The sequence below is a fragment of the Pseudomonas sp. UMAB-08 genome (genome assembly GCF_900095225.1).
GTDB lineage: Bacteria > Pseudomonadota > Gammaproteobacteria > Pseudomonadales > Pseudomonadaceae > Aquipseudomonas.
Map to the genome: position 1 here is coordinate 137,386 of NZ_LT607422.1, position 21,193 is coordinate 158,578.

Consider the following 21,193-nt stretch of genomic DNA (forward strand, 5'->3'; position numbering starts at 1 on the left):
CCCATGCTGCTGCGTTTTACCAAGATGCACGGTTTGGGCAACGACTTCATGGTTCTGGACCTGGTCAGCCAGCACGCGCACATTTTGCCCAAGCACGCCAAACAATGGGGTGACCGCCACACCGGGATCGGCTTCGACCAACTGCTGCTGGTCGAAGCGCCGAGCAACCCGGAGGTCGATTTCCGTTACCGGATTTTCAATTCCGACGGCTCCGAGGTTGAGCAGTGCGGCAACGGCGCGCGCTGCTTTGCCCGCTTCGTGCTGGACAAACGCCTGACCACCAAGCGCCAGATTCGCGTGGAAACCAAAAGCGGCATCATCGAACTGGACATCCGCAGCGACGGTCAGATCAGCGTCAACATGGGCCCACCCCGGCTGATTCCAGAAGAGATTCCGTTTCAGGCCGACGAGCAGGCGCTGAGCTATCCCGTCGAAGTCGATGGCCAAATCATTGAGCTTGCCGCAGTATCGATGGGCAATCCACACGCAGTTTTACGTGTCGAAGACATCAATAATGCGCCCGTGCACGAGCTTGGGCCGAAGCTGGAGCATCACCCGCGCTTCCCGGCCCGGGTCAATGTCGGCTTCTTGCATGTGGTTGATCGCCAACGCGCGCAACTGCGCGTCTGGGAGCGTGGCGCCGGGGAAACCCAGGCCTGCGGTACCGGGGCTTGCGCGGCGGCGGTGGCTGCCATCAGTCAGGGCTGGATGGATTCGCCCCTGTTGATCGACCTGCCTGGCGGGCGCCTGTCCATTGAGTGGGAAGGCCCAGGCCATCCCGTGATGATGACGGGTCCTGCAGTGCGGGTTTACGAAGGACAGGTTCGTCTATGAGTGAGCAAATCCGATGACCGATCAGCCTCAGATTTCAGCCGAAAAGCCCAGCGAAGCACCTGCCGACAACGCAGCGCCAGCCCTTGAGGCGGAGGCTATCGCCGCTTATTTGCGTCATCACCCGGAGTTCTTCGTTGAACACGAAGAACTCTTGCCAGCCTTGCGCATCCCGCACCAGCGCGGCGATACCGTGTCACTGGTCGAGCGCCAGCTCAAACTGTTGCGCGACCGCAATATCGAGATGCGCCACCGCCTTTCGCAACTGATGGACGTGGCTCGCGACAATGATCGGCTGTTTGACAAGACCCGTCGCCTGATCCTGGCGTTGATGGACGCCAGTAGCCTGGAAGAAGTGATCATCGCCGTGGAAGACAGCCTGCGCCAAGAGTTTCAGGTGCCCTTCGTCAGCCTCATTCTGTTCAGCGACAACCCCATGCCCGTGGGCCGCTGGGTCAGCAGTGCCGACGCGCAGAAAGCCATCGGCGGCCTGATCTCGGGCGACAAGACTGTCTGCGGCGCACTGCGTGAGCACGAGCTGACCTTTTTGTTCGGCCGCGAACAAGGCGAACAAATCGGCTCAACCGCCGTCGTCGCCCTGATTCATCAAGGCCTGCATGGCGTTTTGGCCATCGGCAGCCGCGACCCGCAGTACTACAAAAGCTCCGTCGGCACGCTGTTTCTCAGCTATATCGCTGAAGTATTGGGCCGGGTGTTGCCGCGCTTCACCCAGTCACTACGCTCGGTTCGCTGACCATGGAAAGGCAACTGGACGCTTACTGCACGCACCTGCGCAGTGAGCGCCAGGTGTCCTCCCATACCCTGGAAGCCTACCGCCGCGATCTGAGCAAAGTCCTCGCCTTTTGCGAAAAACAGCAGCTTAGCAGTTGGTCGGCGCTGGACATTCAGCACCTGCGCAGCCTGATCGCCCGTCTGCATCAGCAAGGCCAGTCCTCGCGCAGCCTGGCACGCCTGTTGTCAGCGGTTCGCGGCCTGTACCGTTACTTGAACCGTGAAGGCCTGTGCGATCACGACCCGGCCAACGGCTTGTCTCCCCCCAAGGGCGAGCGCCGCCTGCCGAAGACCCTCGATGCCGATCGCGCCCTGCAATTACTCGACGGTGCGGTCGAGGACGACTTTCTGGCTCATCGCGATCAAGCGATCCTGGAGCTGTTCTACTCGTCGGGCCTGCGCCTGTCGGAGCTGACTGGGCTCAATCTCGAACAGCTTGATTTGAGTGACGGATTGATTCAAGTCCTCGGCAAAGGCAGCAAGACCCGCGTGTTGCCAGTGGGCAAGAAGGCCCGTGAAGCCCTGGAAATATGGTTGCCGTTGCGCGCACTGGCCAATCCGGAGGACGATGCGGTATTCATCGGCCAGCAAGGGCGTCGTCTGGGACCCCGGGCGATTCAGTTGCGCGTGAAAGCGGCGGGCGAACGCGAGCTGGGGCAAAATCTGCATCCACACATGCTTCGCCATTCGTTTGCCAGCCACTTGCTCGAGTCTTCACAAGATCTACGCGCGGTGCAGGAGCTGCTCGGCCACGCCGACATCACCACCACGCAGATCTATACGCACCTGGACTTCCAGCATCTGGCCACGGTTTACGACAGCGCCCATCCCAGGGCCAAACGCAGCAAGGGCACTGATCATGATTAAACTGATTACCTTCGACCTCGATGACACCCTGTGGGACACCGCGCCGGTGATCGTCAGCGCCGAAGCCGTGCTGCGCGACTGGCTGGCCGAACACGCGCCGAATCTCGGCCCGGTGCCGGTGGAGCATCTGTGGGCCATACGCGCACAACTGGTCGAGGCCGACCCCACGTTCAAGCACCGAATCAGTGCGCTGCGTCGACGCGTACTGTTTCATGCGCTGGAGGAGGCTGGCTACGCCCATGCCCACGCGCAGGAATTGGCCGACAAAAGCTTCGAAGTCTTCCTGCACGCACGGCATCAAATCGAGATATTCCCCGAGGCTCAGCCGACGCTGGAAATTCTCGCCAAAACCTACACGCTGGGGGTTGTGACTAACGGCAATGCCGACGTCCGCCGCTTGGGGTTGGCTGATTATTTCGCGTTCGCCCTGTGTGCCGAAGAGCTGGGCATCGGCAAACCCGACCCGGCCCCCTTCCTTGAAGCGCTGAAGCGCGGCAAGGTCGACGCCAGCGCAGCCGTGCACATCGGCGACCACCCCGGCGACGATATCGCAGGGGCGCAGCAGGTTGGTTTTCGCGCCATCTGGTTCAATCCCGCAGGCAAAGCCTGGGAAGCCGACAAGCCGCCTGACGCCGAGATTCAAAGCCTGATGCAATTGCCGGAATTGTTGGCGCGTTGGGGCTGAGAGCAATTTTCAGACAAGAAAAAGCCCGCGGCGACAGCGGGCTTTTCTTTGTTCGATAAACGACCGTTTAGATAGGTCGGCTACCGTACTTGTTGTCAGGCTTCTTCGGCGGATCAGCAACCACGTTGGGCTCCACCTCGACAACCTTGCCGCCTTTGGAGAGGAACTCTTCCATCGCACGGGCCAGAGCGTCGCGCTCTTTGTTCTTGGCTTCTACGCTCGGCAGTTCATCTACCGAGACAGCGGCCTTGGCTTTACCCTTGGTGGGAGTGACCGAGGCTTCGATGCTGTCATCAGCGTCGGCGCCATCGTCTTCGGCAGCAGCAGCGAGCTCCTCACCGTCCTCTTCACCTTCCAGATCGTCTACCATTTCATCGTTGTCATCGTCGCTCATGTTCTACCTCATGACTTGCGAAAGCAGATTAGTTATAGCCCAGCTACGCCCACTGTCGAAGGCTGCCGGAAAAAAATCAACGACCGCTGAAAATCAGTGGTCATGCCTCATCACCGTACAAGGTGGCGAGGACTCTGCGAGCACCGCCAACATCTCGATGCTCACCCAGATAAACACCTTGCCAGGTACCCAGCGCCAATCGCCCCGCCGTGACCGGCAAACTCAACTGGCAGCCAAGCAAACTGGCCTTGAAGTGCGCAGGCAGGTCATCGGGGCCTTCGTCGTCATGTTCATATACGTCCATACCCTGGGGCACCAGACGATTGAAAAAACGCTCGAAGTCACGACGCACAGCCGGGTCGGCATTCTCGTTGATGGTCAACGAGGCCGAGGTATGCTGTAGCCACAGATGCAATAGACCGACCCGACAAGTGCGCAGCTCAGGCAAGCCTGCCAGTATCTCGTCGGTTACCAGATGAAACCCGCGAGGCCTTGCTCGCAGAGTAATCAGCGTCTGTTGCCACATACAGTTCTCCACGCTTCGGCGCGCATTCTAACGCGCTGGAGAAAAAAACAAAGCGCGTAATAGACCACCTTTTGTGTAAGCCGCCGCCCAAGAGCAAACAACCCTCTCCATCCTGCGTGTATCGACAAACTTCAGACAAAAAAATGCCCGGTCGCCCGGGCATTTTTTATGCGTCGACTTACAGGTTGTAGCCACGTTCGTTGTGCAGCGCAAGGTCGAGGCCGACAGCTTCTTCCTCGTCAGTGACACGCAGACCCATGACCATGTCCAGGACCTTGAGAATGACGTAGGTCACAATCGCGGTGTAGATGATCGTGAAGCCTACGCCTTTGCACTGGATCCAGACCTGTGCAGCGATGTCGGTCACGGTGCCGAAGCCACCCAGGGAAGGCGCTGCGAACACACCCGTCAAGATCGCGCCGAGGATACCGCCGATACCGTGTACGCCGAAGGCATCCAGGGAGTCGTCGTAGCCCAGTTTGCGTTTGAGGCTGGTGGCGCAGAAGAAGCAGACTACGCCCGCAGCCAGACCGATCACCAGGGAGCCCATCGGGCCAACGGTACCGGCGGCAGGGGTAATGGCAACCAGACCGGCAACCACACCCGAAGCGATGCCCAGGGCACTTGGCTTACCGTGGGTCAGCCACTCAGCGAACATCCAGCCCAGTGCGGCAGCAGCGGTCGCAATCTGAGTCACGAGCATTGCCATACCGGCAGTGCCGTTGGCCGCAGCAGCGGAGCCAGCGTTGAAGCCGAACCAGCCTACCCAAAGCATTGCCGCGCCGATCAGGGTGTAACCCAAGTTGTGCGGGGCCATTGGGGTGGTTGGAAAGCCTTTACGCTTGCCCAGCACCAGGCAGGCAACCAGACCCGCAATACCGGCGTTGATGTGAACCACGGTGCCGCCAGCGAAGTCGAGAACGCCCCAATCACCCAACAGTGCGCCCGGACCGCTCCAGACCATGTGCGCAATTGGCGCATAGACCAGCGTGAACCAGATGCCCATGAAGATCAGCATGGCGGAGAACTTCATCCGCTCAGCGAACGCGCCGACGATCAGCGCAGGGGTGATGATGGCGAAGGTCATCTGATAGGTGATGAACACTGCCTCAGGGAACAAAGCGGCCGGACCCGTGATGCTCGAAGGCGTCACACCGGCAAGGAATGCCTTGGACAGGCTGCCGAATATGGAGTTGAAGTTGACGACGCCCGCTTCCATCCCCGTCGTGTCGAACGCAATGCTGTAGCCATAAACGACCCACAGAATGCTGATCAGACCGGTAATGGCGAAGCACTGCATCATTACAGAAAGAATGTTTTTCGACCGAACCATACCGCCGTAGAACAGCGCCAGGCCGGGAATGGTCATGAACAGCACCAACGCCGTCGAGGTCATCATCCAGGAAGTGTCGCCGGAATTGAGGACAGGCGCAGCCACTGGGTCTGCCGCCATGGCCAGACCAGGGATTACAAGGGACAACAGGGCTCCTAGCCCTGCGAATTGACGCAGAGTCATATTGTTTTACTCCTGGGGCGTTGGGTTTGGCGGCTTAGATTGCGTCGGTATCGGTTTCGCCGGTACGGATGCGAATGGCCTGTTCCAGATTGACCACGAAGATCTTGCCGTCACCGATTTTGCCGGTGTTGGCAGCCTTGGTTATCGCCTCGATCACTCGATCCAGATCCTTGTCATCGATCGCAACATCGATTTTTACCTTGGGCAGGAAGTCGACTACGTATTCCGCGCCGCGATACAGCTCGGTGTGACCCTTTTGCCGACCGAAGCCTTTGACTTCAGTGACAGTGATGCCTTGCACGCCGATCTCCGACAGTGACTCGCGCACGTCATCCAATTTAAACGGCTTGATGATGGCAGTGACTAGCTTCATGAAACTTTCTCCCGAATTGGTGGACTTGCCCCAGGAAAACAAACCCGACTCAAGTCTAAGCGCAGTGCCTGGCTTTGTAACGTGTCGGTCGCCTTAACAGCCCCGATCAACCCCAGAAAACCGCTTCTGACGAAACACTTCCCCGCTTCGCCTGCCGCACTGCAATCGTCACAGCGACTGCATCAGTGCATGGGTCATATGCCACTAAGCAGAAAGCTTGCCATCTCGTGAAATCTCATTGAATACAGGGCCTTGGCCAAGAATCACTTTCCCGGCCACCGATTGCGGCGATCAGGACGCACAACAACAGTGCGCATGCGCCCGCCCCCATGCGCGAAAAGCGTGCAGAAAGGGCGATCTGAATTGACTATAGACGCTGCGTGATATACTGCCGCCCATCTGTTTCCGGAACCCTGACCATGCTCGCGCCCAAAGCCTTCCTCGACGCCCTGAGTGGCCACGCCTCTCGCTTGTTCAACGGCGAAACGCCTGTCCCGCGCAACGAATTCGAAACCCAGTTCAAAGCCCTGCTGCAAAGCGGCTTCAGCAAGCTTGATTTAGTGAGTCGCGAAGAGTTCGACAGCCAGATGACCGTCCTCGCCCGCACCCGCGCCCGCCTTGAAGCGCTGGAAGCAAAAGTGGCCGAGATGGAAGCGAAACTGACGCCACCGGCGGAGTAACAGCCGCGCGACTTCTGGACGTTCACCGTCCAATCCCGGTGGGAGCGAATTCATTCGCGAATAAGACTACGCGTCCCGATTGCTCCCACCCGGGACTATCCACTCACACCCTGTATCGATTCCCCTCCCCAGCTCCCCCTCGAATTCCCGCAGGATGCGGTTCTTCAGACATCAAGGAATGATCATGTCTCTCGCCATCGTGCTCAGCCGCGCTCAGGTGGGTGTGGAAGCGCCCGCCGTCACTGTCGAGTGCCATCTGGCCAACGGCCTTCCTGCGCTGACGCTGGTGGGCTTGCCTGAAGGTGCAGTCAGGGAAAGCAAGGATCGGGTCCGCAGTGCCATCCTCAATTCCGGCCTCGAATACCCTGCCCGCAGAATCACCCTCAATCTCGCACCGGCCGACTTGCCCAAAGACGGCGGGCGCTTCGATCTGGCGATTGCCCTGGGTTTGCTCGCCGCCAGTGGGCAACTGCCCGCTCACGCGTTGCAAGATGTCGAATGTCTGGGTGAATTGGCGCTCTCTGGCGCTATAAGGCCGATACAGGGTGTTTTGCCTGCCGCACTGGCCGCGCGTGCCGAGAGCCATACGTTGATCGTGCCTGCGGCCAATGCCGAGGAGGCGTGCCTGGCATCCGGGTTACGAGTGATTGCAGTCAATCATCTGCTGGAACTGGTGGCGCACTTCAATGGCCGGACACCGATTGTCCCCTACGAATCCAGCGGCCTTTTGCACCTGAGCAAACCCTATCCGGACTTGAGCGAGGTGCAAGGCCAGACTGCCGCCAAACGCGCATTGCTGGTAGCGGCGGCGGGCGCGCACAATCTTCTTTTCAGCGGGCCTCCCGGCACCGGCAAGACACTCCTCGCCAGCCGTCTGCCAGGCCTGTTGCCGCCACTGGATGAGCATGAAGCCCTGGAAGTCGCCGCGATTCAGTCGGTCGCCAGCCAGAGCCCTCTGACCAGTTGGCCACAGCGACCCTTTCGGCAGCCCCACCATTCCGCCTCAGGGGCAGCGCTGGTGGGTGGCGGCAGTCGTCCGCAACCCGGCGAAATTACCCTTGCCCACCATGGCGTGCTGTTTCTCGATGAGCTGCCCGAGTTTGATCGCAAAGTGCTGGAGGTGCTGCGTGAGCCACTGGAGTCCGGGCACATCGTCATCGCCCGTGCCCGCGACCGGGTGCGCTTCCCGGCGCGCTTTCAGTTGGTGGCCGCGATGAACCCCTGCCCTTGCGGCTATTTGGGCGAGCCCAGCGGTCGCTGTCGTTGTTCCACCGAGCAGATCCAGCGCTACCGCAACAAGCTCTCCGGCCCGCTGCTGGATCGAATCGACCTGCACCTGACCGTCGCCCGCGAAGCCACGGCGCTCAATCCGCCCCCCCACATCGGCGACGACACCGCCAGCGCCGCCGCCCTCGTGGCCCAGGCCCGCGACCGGCAACAACGGCGCCAAGGCTGCGCCAACGCCTTTCTCGACCTGCCGGGTCTGCGCAAACACTGCTCGCTGTCCAGTGCCGACGAAAACTGGCTGGAAACCGCCTGCGAGCGTTTGACCCTGTCACTCAGGGCCGCACACCGCTTGTTGAAAGTGGCAAGAACGCTGGCTGATCTGGAACAGGTCGATGCGATTGGGCGCAGTCACCTGGCCGAGGCGTTGCAGTATCGGCCGTCGAGTAATTGATGGGGTCACATGCAGAATAAGAGTCGCGCGCTACTGGATTTTCGGCGAACCATAGATCTGCTTCTGGCCGCCAGGCCGTAGGAGCGCGCTTGCCCGCGATCGACTACGTAGCGGTCGTAAAAGTGCTTGGTTTCATTGGCCCCTGAAGGCAGTGCCGACCTTTTCGCGGGCAAGCCCGCTCCTACAGGAGATCAACGTTGGGCTGAAAATTAAGTTTTCGGTGAACACAAACCTTGTATCACCGAAACCGATTGACCTCTTTGCGCAAATCCGCCGCCAGTTCGTCGAGTTCTTTCGCGGTGACAGCCAGGTGGGAGACGACTTCGCGCTGTTCGCTGTTGGCCAGGGCGATGCTTTGCAGGTTGCTGCTGAGCAAGGTAGCGGTGCTGCTTTGTTCTTGGGTGGCGGTGGTGATGGCCGCGAATTGTTCGCCCGCAGAGCGGCTTTGTTCGTCGATCCGGGCCAGAGCAGCCGCAACTTTTGCGTTGCGCGAGAGGCCTTCCTGCATGAGCGCGTTGCCCTGTTCCATGGTGCTGATCGCGTTACCGGTTTCTTGCTGAATGCTCACGATCATCCCTGAAATCTGGTCGGTCGCCTGACGGGTGCGCAAGGCCAGATTACGCACCTCATCCGCTACCACCGCAAAGCCACGGCCCTGCTCGCCAGCACGCGCGGCTTCAATCGCGGCGTTGAGAGCCAGCAGGTTGGTCTGCTCGGCAATCGAGGTGATGACGCCGACGATGCCGCCGATTTCCTGAGAACGCTGGCCCAAGGTATCAATCACCGTGGCCGTGCCTTTGAGCGAGGACGCGATTTGCTCAAGGGATGCCGAGGCTTCATCCATCGAGGTGCGGCCGATGCGCGTCTGCTGAGCGTTCTCCTGCGCCAGGCGCTCGGTGCTGCCCATGTTGTCGGCGATATTCAATGAGGTGGCGCTGAACTCTTCCACGGCGCCAGCCATGCTGGTGATCTCCCCGGACTGCTGCTCCATGCCGTCGTAGGCACCGCCCGACAAGCCGGACAGCGTCTGAGCGCGGCCACTGACTTCCTGTGCCGCGCTGCGGATGTGCGCGACCATGTTCGACAGGGCTTCACCCATCTGATTGAAGCTGCGTGCCAATTGACCGATTTCATCGTGACTGGAAACATTCAAACGCGCGCTCAGGTCGCCGGCGCCCAGGGCTTCAGCCTGACGAACCAGATCCGACAGCGGTTGCAACTTGCGGCGCAACAGCCAGATCGCCGCACCGACCGCGATCAACATGGCCAGCAAGCTGCCGATTGCCAATTGCGTGCCGACGCTCCAGGTCACGGCGCTGATTTCGGTTTTTGGCATGCTCGCAAACACTGCCCACGGGCCGCCAGCAAAGGGCACGGCGACGGTATAGAAATCTTGCGTGCCGTCACTCCAGAAATGACCTGTGCCTGGGCGCTTGACGAAGTCGGCCAACGTTTGCGTTGCCTGATCCAGCGCCTTGACCCCGGCAGGCGCCACCAGCCAGCGATTCTGCTCATCCAGCAGGGCCAGCGAACCCGTCGTGCCGATGCGGAAATTCTTCAGGTTCTCGAGTTGGGTATTTTGCGCACTGGTGTAGTCGAAGCCGACGAACAAGGCGGCAATAATTTTGCCACCGCTGTCACGCACCGGGCTGTACTGCGTCATGTAGTAGTGCTCGAACAACAGCGCCCGGCCGACGTACTCCTGCCCCGCCATCAGCCGGTCATAGGCCGGGCTCTTGTGATCCAGCAAGGTGCCGACGGCCCGCGAGCCATCCTGCTTGCTCAGCGACGTACTCACCCGAATAAAGTCATCGCCACTGCGCACGAAAATCGTCGCCACGCCGGCCGTCATTTGCTTGAAATTATCGACCTCGGTGAAGTCGTTGTTCAGTACATGGTCCCCCAACAACAGGCTCGGTGCCTGCACGCCCGCAACCGTCACGGGTTTGTCTGCCTGTAGGCTCAGGCCGCCGGTAAAGCGCTTCTCGAACAACCCATTCAAGCGCTGGGTGCTTTCACGCAGGGCGCTGTGAAACGTATTCAGTTGATCGGCCAGCAAGCGTGCTTCGCTGGCCATGTGCTCTTCACGAATTGCCAGGTTCGCGGCGTCCAGCGAGCGCAACGCGAACACGGTACTGCCGCTGATGACCACGGCCAGAATTACCGCCAGGGCGAGACCCAACTGCGAGGCGATACGAGCACGGGGTTCAGACATGGAAGCTCCTGGCCGAACAGCGGCATCGTTTTGATCTCGATGCCCTGTTCAGCAAAATTCAAAAATGGGGTCCGTTGAACCTTTTTTAAAAAGTCCGACTTATACGGATTCGGCCGACGTGAACAATACTTGAGTCCTACACTAGGATACTGACGAATAACCGCTCAACAGCCCGTGCCGCAGCTGTTTTTCAGGTCAATATCTCAACCGTTGGCAGGTCCATCGCCTGCACCTCGCCTTGAAGAAATTCGCTGAGCCGGCGCAGACGTTCGCCGCCCGGTCGGGTCTTTGGCCACACCAGATAGTAGTTTTCGCCGCTGGCCACGGCGGTGCGCCAAGGCAAGCTTAAACGCCCCTGCGCGACGTCCTCGGCGACCATCAGCAAGTCACCCATGGACACGCCATAGCTCCGCGCCGCCGCGATCATGCCCAACTCCAGGGTGTCGAACACCTGCCCGCCCTTGAGCGAGATCTGCTCCGACAGGCCCATCCGCTGTAGCCAGCTGCGCCAATCGCGGCGGTCGGGGGTTGGGTGCAACAGTTCGGCGCTGGCCAGCCGCGCGACATCCCAGGGCTGGTCCTGGAGCAACGTCGGTGCGCCCACTGGAATCAGCAGCTCAGGGAACAGGTAGGTGGCTTCCCAATCCGGCGGAAAATGCCCACGGCTGAGCAATACCGCGCAGTCAAACGGCTCCTGAGTGAAATCCACACTGTCGACATCCATCCAGGCGCTGGTCAATTGCACTTCATTACCGACCTGAAGATGGCGAAACCGGCTCAGGCGCGCCAGCAACCAGCGCATGGTCAGGGTCGACGGTGCCTTCATGCGCAAAATACCTTCCTCGGCGCGCAACGTGCTGCACGCACGCTCCAACGCCGAAAAACCTTCACGCACTCCCGGCAGTAGCAGGCGTGCCGCCTCAGTCAATTGCAGGTTGCGGCCATTGCGCTGAAACAAACGGCAGGCAAAGTGATCTTCGAGCGTGCGGATGTGGCGGCTGACGGCACTTTGGGTGATCGACAGCTCCTCGGCAGCGCGGGTGAACGAGCTGTGTCGGGCAGCAGCTTCAAATGCGCGTAACGCATAAAGGGGAGGAAGACTACGGGACATACACAACTCTCCTACGCAACAGTTGCGCTACTTTACCCCCAACGACTACACCCGATTCAGATGAGTTTTACTCATGCCAATCATCGGATTTATCCCTTTGTGCCCGCTGTGAGAAATGCCGAGAATCAGTTGCTCACGAAACCTCGTCCGCCGAGCGCCACGACCATGCGAGCTGCAACCACTCAACCCCCCTGGATCAGCGAACTGCGGATTATCCTGCGCTTGGCCGGGCCGCTGATCGCCTCGCAAATGGCGCACATGCTCATGGTTTTTACTGACACCGTGATGATGGGTCATCTGGGACCCGCTGCCCTGGCCGGCGGTGGGCTGGGCGCGGCCAGCTACAACCTGATTTCGTTCTTCTGCGTGGGGGTTATCGCCGCCGTCGGCACGCTGGTCTCGATCCGTCACGGTGCAGGCGACAACGTGGGCGCCACGCGGCTGACTCAAGCGGGGCTGTGGCTGGCGTGGGGCATGGCGCTAATCGCGGCCTTGGTGCTGTGGAACCTTGAGCCCATTTTGCTCAGGCTTGGGCAGAATGAGGCTAACGTGCACATGGCCGGGCAATTCTTGATCACCCTGCCCTTGGCCCTGCCCGGCTTTCTGTCGTTTATGGCATTGCGTGGCTTCACCAGCGCGCTGGGGCGTGCCGGCCCGGTGATGGTGATCAGCCTGGGCGGCGTAGCCATCAACTTCGGGCTTAACTATGCACTCATTCATGGCCTGTTTGGCCTGCCGCATCTGGGCCTGATGGGCATCGGTCTGGTCACGGCGGTGGTTGCCAACGGCATGGCGTTGCTTCTGGCCCTGCATATCCGCCAGCACCCGGCCTATGCGCCCTACCCCATTCGCCAAGGCCTGATGCGCCCCTCGCTGATTTATTTGCAAGAGCTGTGGCGCCTCGGCTTGCCGATTGGCGGCACCTATGCGGTCGAGGTTGGCCTGTTCACCTTCGCCGCGTTCTGCATGGGCGCGATGGGCAGTACGCAAATGGCCGCGCATCAGATCGCCCTGCAGTCGGTGTCGATGGCGTTCATGGTGCCCGTGGGGATTTCCTACGCAATGACCATGCGCATCGGCCAACACTACGGCGCGGGCAATCTGCTCCAGGCGCGGCTGGCCGGGCGCGTCGGCATTGCCTTTGGGGCAATGATCATGCTCGGTTTCGCGCTGTTGTTCTGGCTGGCGCCGTATCAAGTCGTCAGCCTGTTCCTCGACCTCGACAATCCGGCCTACCACGACGTGATCGATCTGGCCGTGAAGCTGTTGGCGATCGCCGCGTGGTTCGAACTGTTCGATGGCACGCAGACGCTGGCCATGGGCGCCATCAGGGGATTCAAGGACGCCAGGACCACGTTTGTCATCGGCCTCGCCTGCTATTGGCTGGTCGGCGCGCCTGCGGCCTGGGCTTTCGGTTTTTATGCACAGGGCGGCGCGATGGGGGTCTGGTGGGGGTTGGCCCTGGGGCTGGCCTGCGCGGCGCTCGCACTGACAGTGGCGTTCGAAAGGAAGACCTCACGCTTGTTGCGGCAAGCGCCAGTGAGTGCATCGGTCATGGTTTGAAGAGCTGAATCAGGTATGCCTACTGAACGTGCGCTTGCCCGACGTTATGCCGCTGTCCATACGTCAGGTACTCAATCAGCTCCGTGAATGGCAACGGCTTGCTGATCAGGTAACCCTGAATTTGATCGCAACCAAAATCACGTAACAGTGCCAGTTGTTCCGGGGTTTCGACACCTTCGGCGACCACTTCCAGGCTGAGGTTGTGCGCCAGGTTGATCATGGCGTGCACCAGCTTGCGGTTTTCTTCGCGCAACTCCATGCCGCCGACAAAGCTTTTGTCGACCTTGAGCAAGGCAATCGGCAGGCTGTTGAGGTGCACGAACGACGAGAAGCCGGTGCCAAAATCATCCAGCGAAAAACGCACACCCAGCCGACCCAGCGCATCCATCGTCTGTTTGACCAGATCGCTGCGGCGCATGACGGCAGTTTCGGTCAGTTCGAATTCCAGCCAGCGGGCATCGACGCCCCGCTCGGCGATCAAGCGGCTCAGGGTCGACAGCAATTGACTGTCCTGAAACTGGCGGAACGACAGGTTGACCGCCATGTGCAGTGCCGGCAGCCCGAGTTCGCGCAGCGCCTGCATGTCGCGCAGGGCGCGGGAAATGACCCAGTAACCCAAAGGCACGATCAAACCGCTTTGCTCGGCCAAGGGTACAAACTCGCTGGGTGGCAGCAATCCACGCTCGGCGTGGCGCCAGCGCACCAGGGCTTCAAGGCCAACGATGCGACCGTCGTTCAGTGACAGGCGTGGCTGGTAATGCAGCTCCAGCTCATCGCGGCGCAAGGCCCGGCGCAGTTCGCTTTCCAGATCGGCCAGGCTGCGGGCGTTGCGATTGATGCGCTCGTTAAAAATATGAAAGGTGCAGCCCTGAGTACCTTTCGCCTGCTGCATCGCGATATGAGCGTGCCACATCAACGGATCGGCACCGGCACCGACCCGTGCATAGGCAATCCCCAGGCTGCAGCCGATCAGCAAGCTTTCGCCATCGACCCAATAGGGCTCGGCCAAGGCTTCGGTAATGCGCTCGGCCATCCATTCGGCACGCTGCGGCGCACGGCGGATGTCGATCAACAACGCAAATTCGTCACTGCCCAGCCGCGCCAGTTGATCGCCCGCTTCCAGCTGGCTCTTGAGCCGCGAGACCACTTGCAAGATCAACCGGTCGCCGGCCTGATGACCCAGCGCGTCGTTGGCGTGGCGGAAATTGTCGAGATCCAGATGCCCAAGCGCGAGACCTCGGCCTTCATTTTCAACCAAACGCGTCGCCAATAAGGTCTGGAAGCCCTGGCGGTTGGCGATGCCGGTTAGCGGGTCTTGCTCGGCCAGGCGTTGCAGAGTGTTTTCCAGCACGCCGCGCTCGCGCACATGCCGCAGGCAACGACGCAGCGCATCAATGCTCAACGTGGCGAGCACCAGCCAATCGCTGACGCCCAGCGGGGGTTCGAGCGGTTCGTGCTCAAGCAGCATCACCACGGGCAACTTACAGCGCCCGGGCGCCGGCTGGAGCTCAGGCGTCGTCAGCAGCACGGCACTGCGCTCGTCGTCGAACAGGCTGCTGACATCGTCCCAACTCGGCGCACAGACCAGCGCGGCCGCATCTCCCAGAGGAGCCAGACACTCACGCAATAACGCCAGCCATTCCGGCTTTTGGGCCAGGAGCAACAAACGCAAGGGTTCGACAGGCGTAGACAAACTAGCTCCCTACTCGCAAAAAAATCGTTGGTGGTTCCGCCCTACTTCGGACATCCGGCGTAATCCACTGCGCATCCTGCGGGAAAGTAACAAAACCGGCAAATTTAGATCGCGCGCTACGTCACAGTGTCGGACGATGACCGCACAAATGCGTGAGCCTGTTAAAATGCCCACCCATTTCGCAAGCGACCCTTTTTCTGTCATGTCCCGACTCAATCCTCGGCAACAAGAAGCCGTGAACTACGTCGGCGGCCCTCTTTTGGTGCTCGCCGGTGCTGGCTCCGGCAAGACCAGCGTGATCACCCGCAAGATTGCGCACTTGATCCAGAACTGCGGCTTTCGGGCACAACACATTGTCGCCATGACCTTTACCAACAAGGCCGCGCGGGAAATGAAAGAGCGGGTCGGCACCCTGCTCAAGGGCGGCGAAGGGCGTGGCTTGACGGTATGTACCTTTCACAACCTGGGCCTGAACATCATCCGCAAAGAGCATGCGCGGCTGGGCTATAAACCCGGTTTCTCGATTTTCGACGAGACCGACGTGAAAGCCCTGATGACCGACATCATGCAAAAAGAATATTCGGGCGATGACGGCGTCGACGAAATCAAAAACATGATCGGCTCGTGGAAAAACGACCTGATCCTGCCGCCCGAGGCCCTGGAAAACGCGCGTAACCCCAAGGAACAGACCGCCGCCATTGTCTATACCCACTACCAGCGCACGCTCAAAGCCTACAACGCGGTGGATTTCGACGATTTGATCCTGATGCCCGTGAAGCTGTTCCAGGAACACGCTGACATCCTGGAGAAGTGGCAAAACAAGGTTCGCTACCTGTTGGTGGATGAATATCAGGACACCAACGCCAGTCAGTACCTGCTGGTGAAGTTGCTGATCGGTATGCGTAACCAGTTCACCGTGGTCGGCGACGATGACCAGTCGATCTATGCCTGGCGTGGTGCGCGCCCGGAAAACCTGATGCTGCTCAAGGATGACTACCCGTCGCTCAAGGTGGTGATGCTTGAGCAGAATTACCGCTCCACCAGCCGTATCCTGCGCTGCGCCAACGTGCTGATCTCGAACAACCCGCACGCCTTCGAAAAGCAATTGTGGAGCGATATGGGTCACGGCGATGAAGTCCGTGTGATCCGCTGCCGCAACGAAGATGCCGAAGCCGAACGCGTCGCGGTGGAACTGCTCACCCTGCACTTGCGCACCGACCGGCCCTACAGTGACTTCGCGATTCTCTATCGCGGTAACTATCAGGCCAAGCTGATCGAGCTGAAGCTGCAACACCACCAGATCCCCTACCGCCTGTCGGGTGGCAACAGCTTCTTCGGGCGTCAGGAAGTGAAAGACCTGATGGCCTACTTCCGCCTGCTGGTGAACCCGGACGACGACAACGCCTTCTTGCGCGTGATCAACGTACCGCGCCGTGAAATCGGCTCGACCACCCTGGAAAAACTCGGCAATTATTCCACCGAGCGCAAGATATCGATGTACGCCGCCACCGATGAAATCGGCCTGGGCGAGCATCTGGACAGCCGTTACACCGACCGCCTGCAACGCTTCAAACGCTGGATGGATGGCGTGCGCCAGCAATGCTCGCAAAACGACCCCATCGCCGCGCTGCGCAGCATGGTCATGGACATCGACTACGAAAACTGGCTGCGGCAGAACAGCTCCAGTGAAAAAGCCGCCGATTACCGTATGGCAAACGTCTGGTTCTTGATCGAAGCGCTGAAGAACACGCTGGAGAAAGACGACGACGGCAAAATGACCATCGAAGAGGCCATCGGCAAGCTGGTCTTGCGCGACATGCTCGAGCGTCAGCAGGAAGAAGAAGACGGCGCCGAAGGCGTGCAAATGATGACCCTGCATGCCTCCAAAGGCCTGGAATTCCCCTACGTGTTCATCATGGGCATGGAGGAAGAAATCCTCCCGCACCGCTCCAGTATCGAAGCCGATACGATCGAGGAAGAGCGCCGCCTGGCGTATGTCGGGATTACCCGCGCGCGGGAAACACTGGCCTTCACCTTTGCCGCCAAGCGCAAGCAATATGGCGAGATCATCGATTGCGCCCCCAGCCGCTTTCTCGATGAACTGCCGCCGGACGACCTCGCCTGGGAAGGCAACGACGACACACCGGTAGAAGTGAAAGCCGTTCGCGGTAACACGGCACTGGCCGATATTCGCGCCATGCTCAAACGCTGAATTGATCATTTATTGCGCACATGTGCGCAGCCTGAGGAATCACCGTGGAAGCACTGCATAAGAAAATTCGCGAAGAGGGCATCGTCCTTTCTGACCAGGTGTTGAAGGTCGACGCGTTTCTTAACCACCAGATCGACCCGGCCTTGATGCAGCTGATCGGCAACGAATTCGCCACGCTGTTCGCAGACTCGGGCATCACCAAGATCGTCACCATCGAGGCCTCGGGCATTGCCCCCGCGATCATGACCGGCCTGAAACTGGGCGTGCCGGTGATCTTTGCGCGCAAACACCAATCGCTGACCCTGACCGAAAACCTGCTGTCGGCGACCGTGTATTCATTCACCAAGCAAGTCGAAAGCACGGTCGCCATCTCTCCTCGACACCTGACCAGCAGCGACCGCGTGCTGATCATCGATGACTTTTTGGCCAACGGCAGGGCCTCGCAGGCGCTGATTTCGATCATCAAGCAAGCGGGCGCCAGCGTGGCCGGACTGGGCATTGTGATCGAGAAATCATTCCAGGGCGGCCGTGCCGAACTCGACGCTCAGGGTTATCGCGTCGAATCCCTCGCACGGGTGAAATCGCTGGAGGGCGGGGTGGTGACGTTTCTGGATTGATTGTGGCGGCCCCTTCGCCAATGTAGGAGCCAACTTGTTGGCGAAGGCGGTAGGTCAGACGCCAGAGATTGCCGTGGCCTGCAACCCCGCCAGCACCAAGCGCTGATACAGCTCTTCAAGCAGTCCCTGCGGCTGCAAAAGTCGCATGCGTTCAAGGTGCGCCGGGAAGGCTGTCGGTTCCGGTGCGTCGAGGGTGGCTTTGCCCAATTGCAGCATTTCGGTGAGTTTGAGTTTGCTTTTCAGCCAGTTCAACGCTCGCAACAGATCCCGCTCTTCAGCGCTGAAATCACAACCCAGTGGATACTCAGGGAACAACTGCGCGTAACGCGCCTGCAACGTCTGCAAACGTTCAGGGGTATTTTCGCTAAAGCGCGGATCGAGGCGGAAATCGCGGGGCAATTTGCCGACCTTTTGCGCCTGCTCGATCAAGCCCTCCTGGAAGCGTGAGTCACTGATATTCAGCAGCGCCTCAATCACCTTGGCGTCGGTCTTGCCACGCAGATCGGCAATCCCGTATTCCGTGACGATAATGTCCCGCAGGTGCCTCGGAATCGTGACGTGACCGTACTCCCAGACAACATTTGAACTGACCTCCCCGCCCGACTCCCGCCAGCTACGCAGCATCAACAGTGAGCGAGCACCTTCCAGTGCATGCGCCTGAGCGACGAAATTGTATTGGCCGCCCACCCCGCTCAACACTCGGCCGTCTTCCAGTTGATCGGCCACTGCGGCGCCCATCAGCGTCACTTTAAAAATGCTGTTGATGAATCGCGCATCGCGCCGTTGCAAGCGCTTGAGCTCTTCATTGCCGTACAGCTCGTTGATGTAGCTGATGGCGGTCATGTTGAAGCGCTCACGCTGAGCCAGTGAAAACTCGCGTAAACGTTGATAAAAGCTGCGAGGCCCCAGGAAAAACCCCGCGTGGACCATGACGCCATCGGGATGGGCCGATTCGTCCAGCGTGCCATCGTTGGCCTGCCGTTGCAGGGCCGCGTCGGGGTAAACCTTGCGCCGCACGATGCCGGCGTCCACCAGCACCAATAAACCGTTCACGAACATTTCGCTGCAACCGTACAGCCCGTGAGCAAACGGCTGCACCCCGCCTTCGCGCTCGATCAGCGCTTGCCACGACGTGGTCGCGTCCAGATCCGCGAGCAGCGCGCGGTAAGTGGCGTTATCCGCTTGCCGCGCCAAAAGCGCCGCTGTCAGCGCATCGCCCATCGAGCCAATACCGATCTGCAAGGTCCCGCCGTCGCGCACCAGAGTGCTGGCGTGCAAGCCGATGAAATGGTCCTGAAATCCGACCGGCATGTTCGGGGTAGAGAACAGGGTGCTGTGTTCTTCCTCGTCGAGCAGCACATCAAAGACGTCAGTGCCGAGCTCCGAGTCGCCGGGCATGTACGGCAAGTCAGCATGGACCTGGCCGAGCAACAGGATTGTTTCCCCGGCCGCACGACGTTTGGCGATCATCGGCAGCAGGTCGAGGGTGATGTCCGAGTTGCAACTCAGGCTCACGCGACCCGGACGCTGCGGATCACGGGCGACCAACTGCGCCACCAGATTCAGGCCATTGGCGTTGATGTCACGCGCGGCATGGCTGTAGTTGCTGCTGACGTAGTCCTGCTGCGCGGTGTGGCTGTTGAGCAGGCTGCCGGGCTGCAAGAAGAACTGCTCGATACGGATGTTCGTCGGCAGGCTGTCGCGCCGCAAGTCATCAAGGAAGTCCAGTTCGGGGTAATCGCCGAACACCCGCGCGACGAAGGGCTCAAGAAAACGCGCCTGCAAACCCTCGCCAAGCGGCGGGCGCCCGAGACAGAGGGCGGTGTACATCGTCAACTGTCGTTGGGGCAGCCCCTTGACCCGCGCATACAACGCGTTAACGAAGCGGTTGGGCTTGCCCAGCCCCAGCTGCAGGCCCATGTGAATGTGCGCAGGCAGTTGCGCCAGTACTTGGTCGACTGCTTGTTCAATGGAACACGACTGCGTCATCTCACCCTCCCGGAACATCCTTGATTTCAGGTTGGACCGAGATTGCCGGGTGTTTGCTGCAAAGGACAGGACTTCGAATCATTCGCGCACAAAAAAGCCGACACGAAGTCGGCTTTTTGTCATCGGGTCGAATTACTTCAGACCGGACATTTTCTGAATCGCGCTTTTCAGCTCTGCATCAGAGCAATCTGCGCAAGTGCCTTTTGGCGGCATCGAGTTGATACCGGTAATGGCTTTAGCAAGAATGCCTTCAAGACCGCCCTGCGTTTTGGCACGGTTGCCCCAGTCAGCCGCGTCACCGATTTTCGGTGCGCCCAGCAAGCCGGAACCGTGACATGCATTGCAATGGCCGGCGATGATCTCATCAGCGGACTTGGCACCACCGGCGCCGCCAGCCGAAGCTGCGACGTCCATACCGGCGCACTCTTTACCCTGCACACACACTTGACCCACTGGATCAAGGCGCTTGGCCAAATCGTCGCTTGTCGTGGCCTGAGCACCGACAGCCCAAAAGACCAATACGGCAGCTTGAACTGCCAGCATTTTATTAATTAGGTTCACGCGTACACCCTCATGGTGGCTAGTCACGCCCGCGGCCACGGTTTTGCGGGCGGGCGGAAGTATACCGGTTAGCCCGTCACACTGAAACAACCCTATAGTCGCAGGGGTATTTACCAGCTGTCAGGCCCTGCAAACGGGCACTTTGTGCTTTCATTTCTGAGAAGCAGCGCCTGTAAATGAAGCGTTCAATCAAAAATTCGCGGGTGTTGCCGCGCTGATCAGCCGCGCAGGCACATCGAACGGATTACGAAAACGGTGTGGCTTGGTACTCTCAAAGTAGTAGCTGTCGCCAGCTTCGAGGATGAACGTCTCAACGCCAACCACCAGTTCCAGCCGACCTTCGAGCAGGGTTCCGGTTTCTTCGCCTTCATGAACGAGCATTGCATCCCCGGTATCGGAACCCGGAGGATAGATCTCGTTGAGAAAAGTGATCGCCCGACCCGGATGGGCCTTACCGACCAGCTTCATGGTGACGGCGCCGTCCGAAATGTCGATCAACTCACTGGCTTTATAAACCACTTGAGTCAGATTTTCTTGCTCCAGCTCTTCCGAAAAGAACTCAACCATGGACATCGGAATACCGCCCAGCACCTTTCTCAGAGAGCTGATCGAGGGGCTGACGCTGTTTTTCTCGATCATGGAAATGGTGCTGTTGGTCACGCCCGCTCGCTTGGCGAGTTCACGCTGGGAGAGACCTTTAAGCTTTCGAATGGATTGCAGTCGTTCACCGACGTCCAATGCGGGAGTCCTCCTATTGATTAGTTATGGTCGTTATGAACGGTATGATGGCAACAGCGTTCAGTATTTACAACACTTCGACCCGTAACGTATTCGTAAAAGGACTAGCGGCTTATCGGTGTGGGATGAAATTTCGCCGACAGCTGCCGGCG

Annotated in this window: 19 protein-coding genes; 9 read left to right on the plus strand and 10 right to left on the minus strand. The window is 59.6% G+C overall.

The annotated features are described in order from the left end of the window. Positions 1–3 precede the first annotated feature (3 nt). The 4 genes from dapF to K0F75_RS16520 are packed head-to-tail and all read left to right on the plus strand — an operon-like array spanning position 4 to position 3,175. Positions 4–834, plus strand: a complete 831-nt coding sequence (gene dapF, locus K0F75_RS16505; protein WP_219063020.1) for a diaminopimelate epimerase — start codon at positions 4–6, stop codon at positions 832–834. 13 nt (positions 835–847) lie between these two features. Beyond that, positions 848–1,585, plus strand: coding sequence for a DUF484 family protein (locus tag K0F75_RS16510; protein WP_219063021.1), 738 nt, complete (start codon positions 848–850; stop codon positions 1,583–1,585). 2 nt (positions 1,586–1,587) lie between these two features. Then, the gene (gene xerC / locus K0F75_RS16515; protein WP_219063022.1) at positions 1,588–2,490 is read left to right on the plus strand and encodes a tyrosine recombinase XerC; all 903 of its coding nucleotides are present in this window, start codon (positions 1,588–1,590) and stop codon (positions 2,488–2,490) included. Continuing rightward, on the plus strand, positions 2,483–3,175 hold the full coding sequence (locus K0F75_RS16520; protein ID WP_219063023.1) for an HAD family hydrolase: 693 nt from the start codon (positions 2,483–2,485) through the stop codon (positions 3,173–3,175). The genes xerC and K0F75_RS16520 overlap by 8 nt, the downstream gene beginning before the upstream one ends. A gap of 67 nt (positions 3,176–3,242) precedes the next feature. Here the strand turns inward: K0F75_RS16520 and K0F75_RS16525 are convergent, their stop codons facing one another. The 4 genes from K0F75_RS16525 to glnK form a co-directional block, all read right to left on the minus strand. After that, positions 3,243–3,569 carry a hypothetical protein gene (locus K0F75_RS16525; protein ID WP_219063024.1) on the minus strand — a complete coding sequence of 109 codons (327 nt, stop codon included), beginning with the start codon at positions 3,567–3,569 and terminating at the stop codon, positions 3,243–3,245. Between the two features lie 100 nt (positions 3,570–3,669). Continuing rightward, positions 3,670–4,095 carry a secondary thiamine-phosphate synthase enzyme YjbQ gene (locus K0F75_RS16530; protein ID WP_219063025.1) on the minus strand — a complete coding sequence of 142 codons (426 nt, stop codon included), beginning with the start codon at positions 4,093–4,095 and terminating at the stop codon, positions 3,670–3,672. Positions 4,096–4,273: 178 nt separating this feature from the next. After that, complete coding sequence (locus K0F75_RS16535; RefSeq protein ID WP_219063026.1) at positions 4,274–5,611, minus strand: ammonium transporter; 1,338 nt, start codon at positions 5,609–5,611, stop codon at positions 4,274–4,276. A 34-nt stretch (positions 5,612–5,645) separates the two neighbouring features. Further along, entirely contained in the window at positions 5,646–5,984 is a 339-nt protein-coding gene (gene glnK, locus K0F75_RS16540) for a P-II family nitrogen regulator (RefSeq protein ID WP_002555808.1), read from the minus strand. Positions 5,985–6,403: 419 nt separating this feature from the next. Between glnK and K0F75_RS16545 the strand changes: the two genes are divergently transcribed. Both K0F75_RS16545 and K0F75_RS16550 read left to right on the plus strand, forming a co-directional pair. Next, complete coding sequence (locus K0F75_RS16545; protein ID WP_219063027.1) at positions 6,404–6,664, plus strand: accessory factor UbiK family protein; 261 nt, start codon at positions 6,404–6,406, stop codon at positions 6,662–6,664. Positions 6,665–6,848: 184 nt separating this feature from the next. After that, positions 6,849–8,342, plus strand: coding sequence for a YifB family Mg chelatase-like AAA ATPase (locus tag K0F75_RS16550; RefSeq protein ID WP_219063028.1), 1,494 nt, complete (start codon positions 6,849–6,851; stop codon positions 8,340–8,342). Positions 8,343–8,580: 238 nt separating this feature from the next. On the opposite strand, the gene K0F75_RS16555 is transcribed toward K0F75_RS16550, so the two are convergent. Further along, entirely contained in the window at positions 8,581–10,557 is a 1,977-nt protein-coding gene (locus tag K0F75_RS16555) for a methyl-accepting chemotaxis protein (RefSeq protein WP_219063029.1), read from the minus strand. 190 nt (positions 10,558–10,747) lie between these two features. Beyond that, complete coding sequence (locus tag K0F75_RS16560; RefSeq protein WP_219063030.1) at positions 10,748–11,668, minus strand: LysR substrate-binding domain-containing protein; 921 nt, start codon at positions 11,666–11,668, stop codon at positions 10,748–10,750. 165 nt (positions 11,669–11,833) lie between these two features. Between K0F75_RS16560 and K0F75_RS16565 the strand changes: the two genes are divergently transcribed. Next, positions 11,834–13,231 (plus strand): NorM family multidrug efflux MATE transporter, encoded by a 1,398-nt coding sequence (locus K0F75_RS16565; protein ID WP_219063031.1) that lies wholly within the window; start codon positions 11,834–11,836, stop codon positions 13,229–13,231. Between the two features lie 19 nt (positions 13,232–13,250). Here K0F75_RS16565 and K0F75_RS16570 read toward each other — a convergent pair whose 3' ends face one another. Beyond that, a complete protein-coding gene (locus tag K0F75_RS16570) occupies positions 13,251–14,924 on the minus strand; it encodes a bifunctional diguanylate cyclase/phosphodiesterase (protein ID WP_219063032.1) in 1,674 nt (557 codons plus the stop codon). A gap of 202 nt (positions 14,925–15,126) precedes the next feature. Between K0F75_RS16570 and rep the strand changes: the two genes are divergently transcribed. Beyond that, positions 15,127–17,136, plus strand: coding sequence for a DNA helicase Rep (gene rep / locus K0F75_RS16575; protein WP_219063033.1), 2,010 nt, complete (start codon positions 15,127–15,129; stop codon positions 17,134–17,136). Between the two features lie 44 nt (positions 17,137–17,180). Continuing rightward, on the plus strand, positions 17,181–17,753 hold the full coding sequence (locus K0F75_RS16580; RefSeq protein ID WP_219063034.1) for a xanthine phosphoribosyltransferase: 573 nt from the start codon (positions 17,181–17,183) through the stop codon (positions 17,751–17,753). 54 nt (positions 17,754–17,807) lie between these two features. Here the strand turns inward: K0F75_RS16580 and K0F75_RS16585 are convergent, their stop codons facing one another. The 3 genes from K0F75_RS16585 to K0F75_RS16595 form a co-directional block, all read right to left on the minus strand. After that, positions 17,808–19,742, minus strand: coding sequence for an acetyl-CoA hydrolase/transferase C-terminal domain-containing protein (locus K0F75_RS16585; RefSeq protein ID WP_219063035.1), 1,935 nt, complete (start codon positions 19,740–19,742; stop codon positions 17,808–17,810). Between the two features lie 132 nt (positions 19,743–19,874). After that, positions 19,875–20,303: a cytochrome c5 family protein gene (locus tag K0F75_RS16590; protein WP_257604408.1), complete on the minus strand. Its 429-nt coding sequence runs from the start codon at positions 20,301–20,303 to the stop codon at positions 19,875–19,877. Between the two features lie 189 nt (positions 20,304–20,492). Continuing rightward, entirely contained in the window at positions 20,493–21,041 is a 549-nt protein-coding gene (locus K0F75_RS16595) for a cupin domain-containing protein (protein WP_219063036.1), read from the minus strand. Between the last annotated feature and the right edge of the window lie 152 nt (positions 21,042–21,193).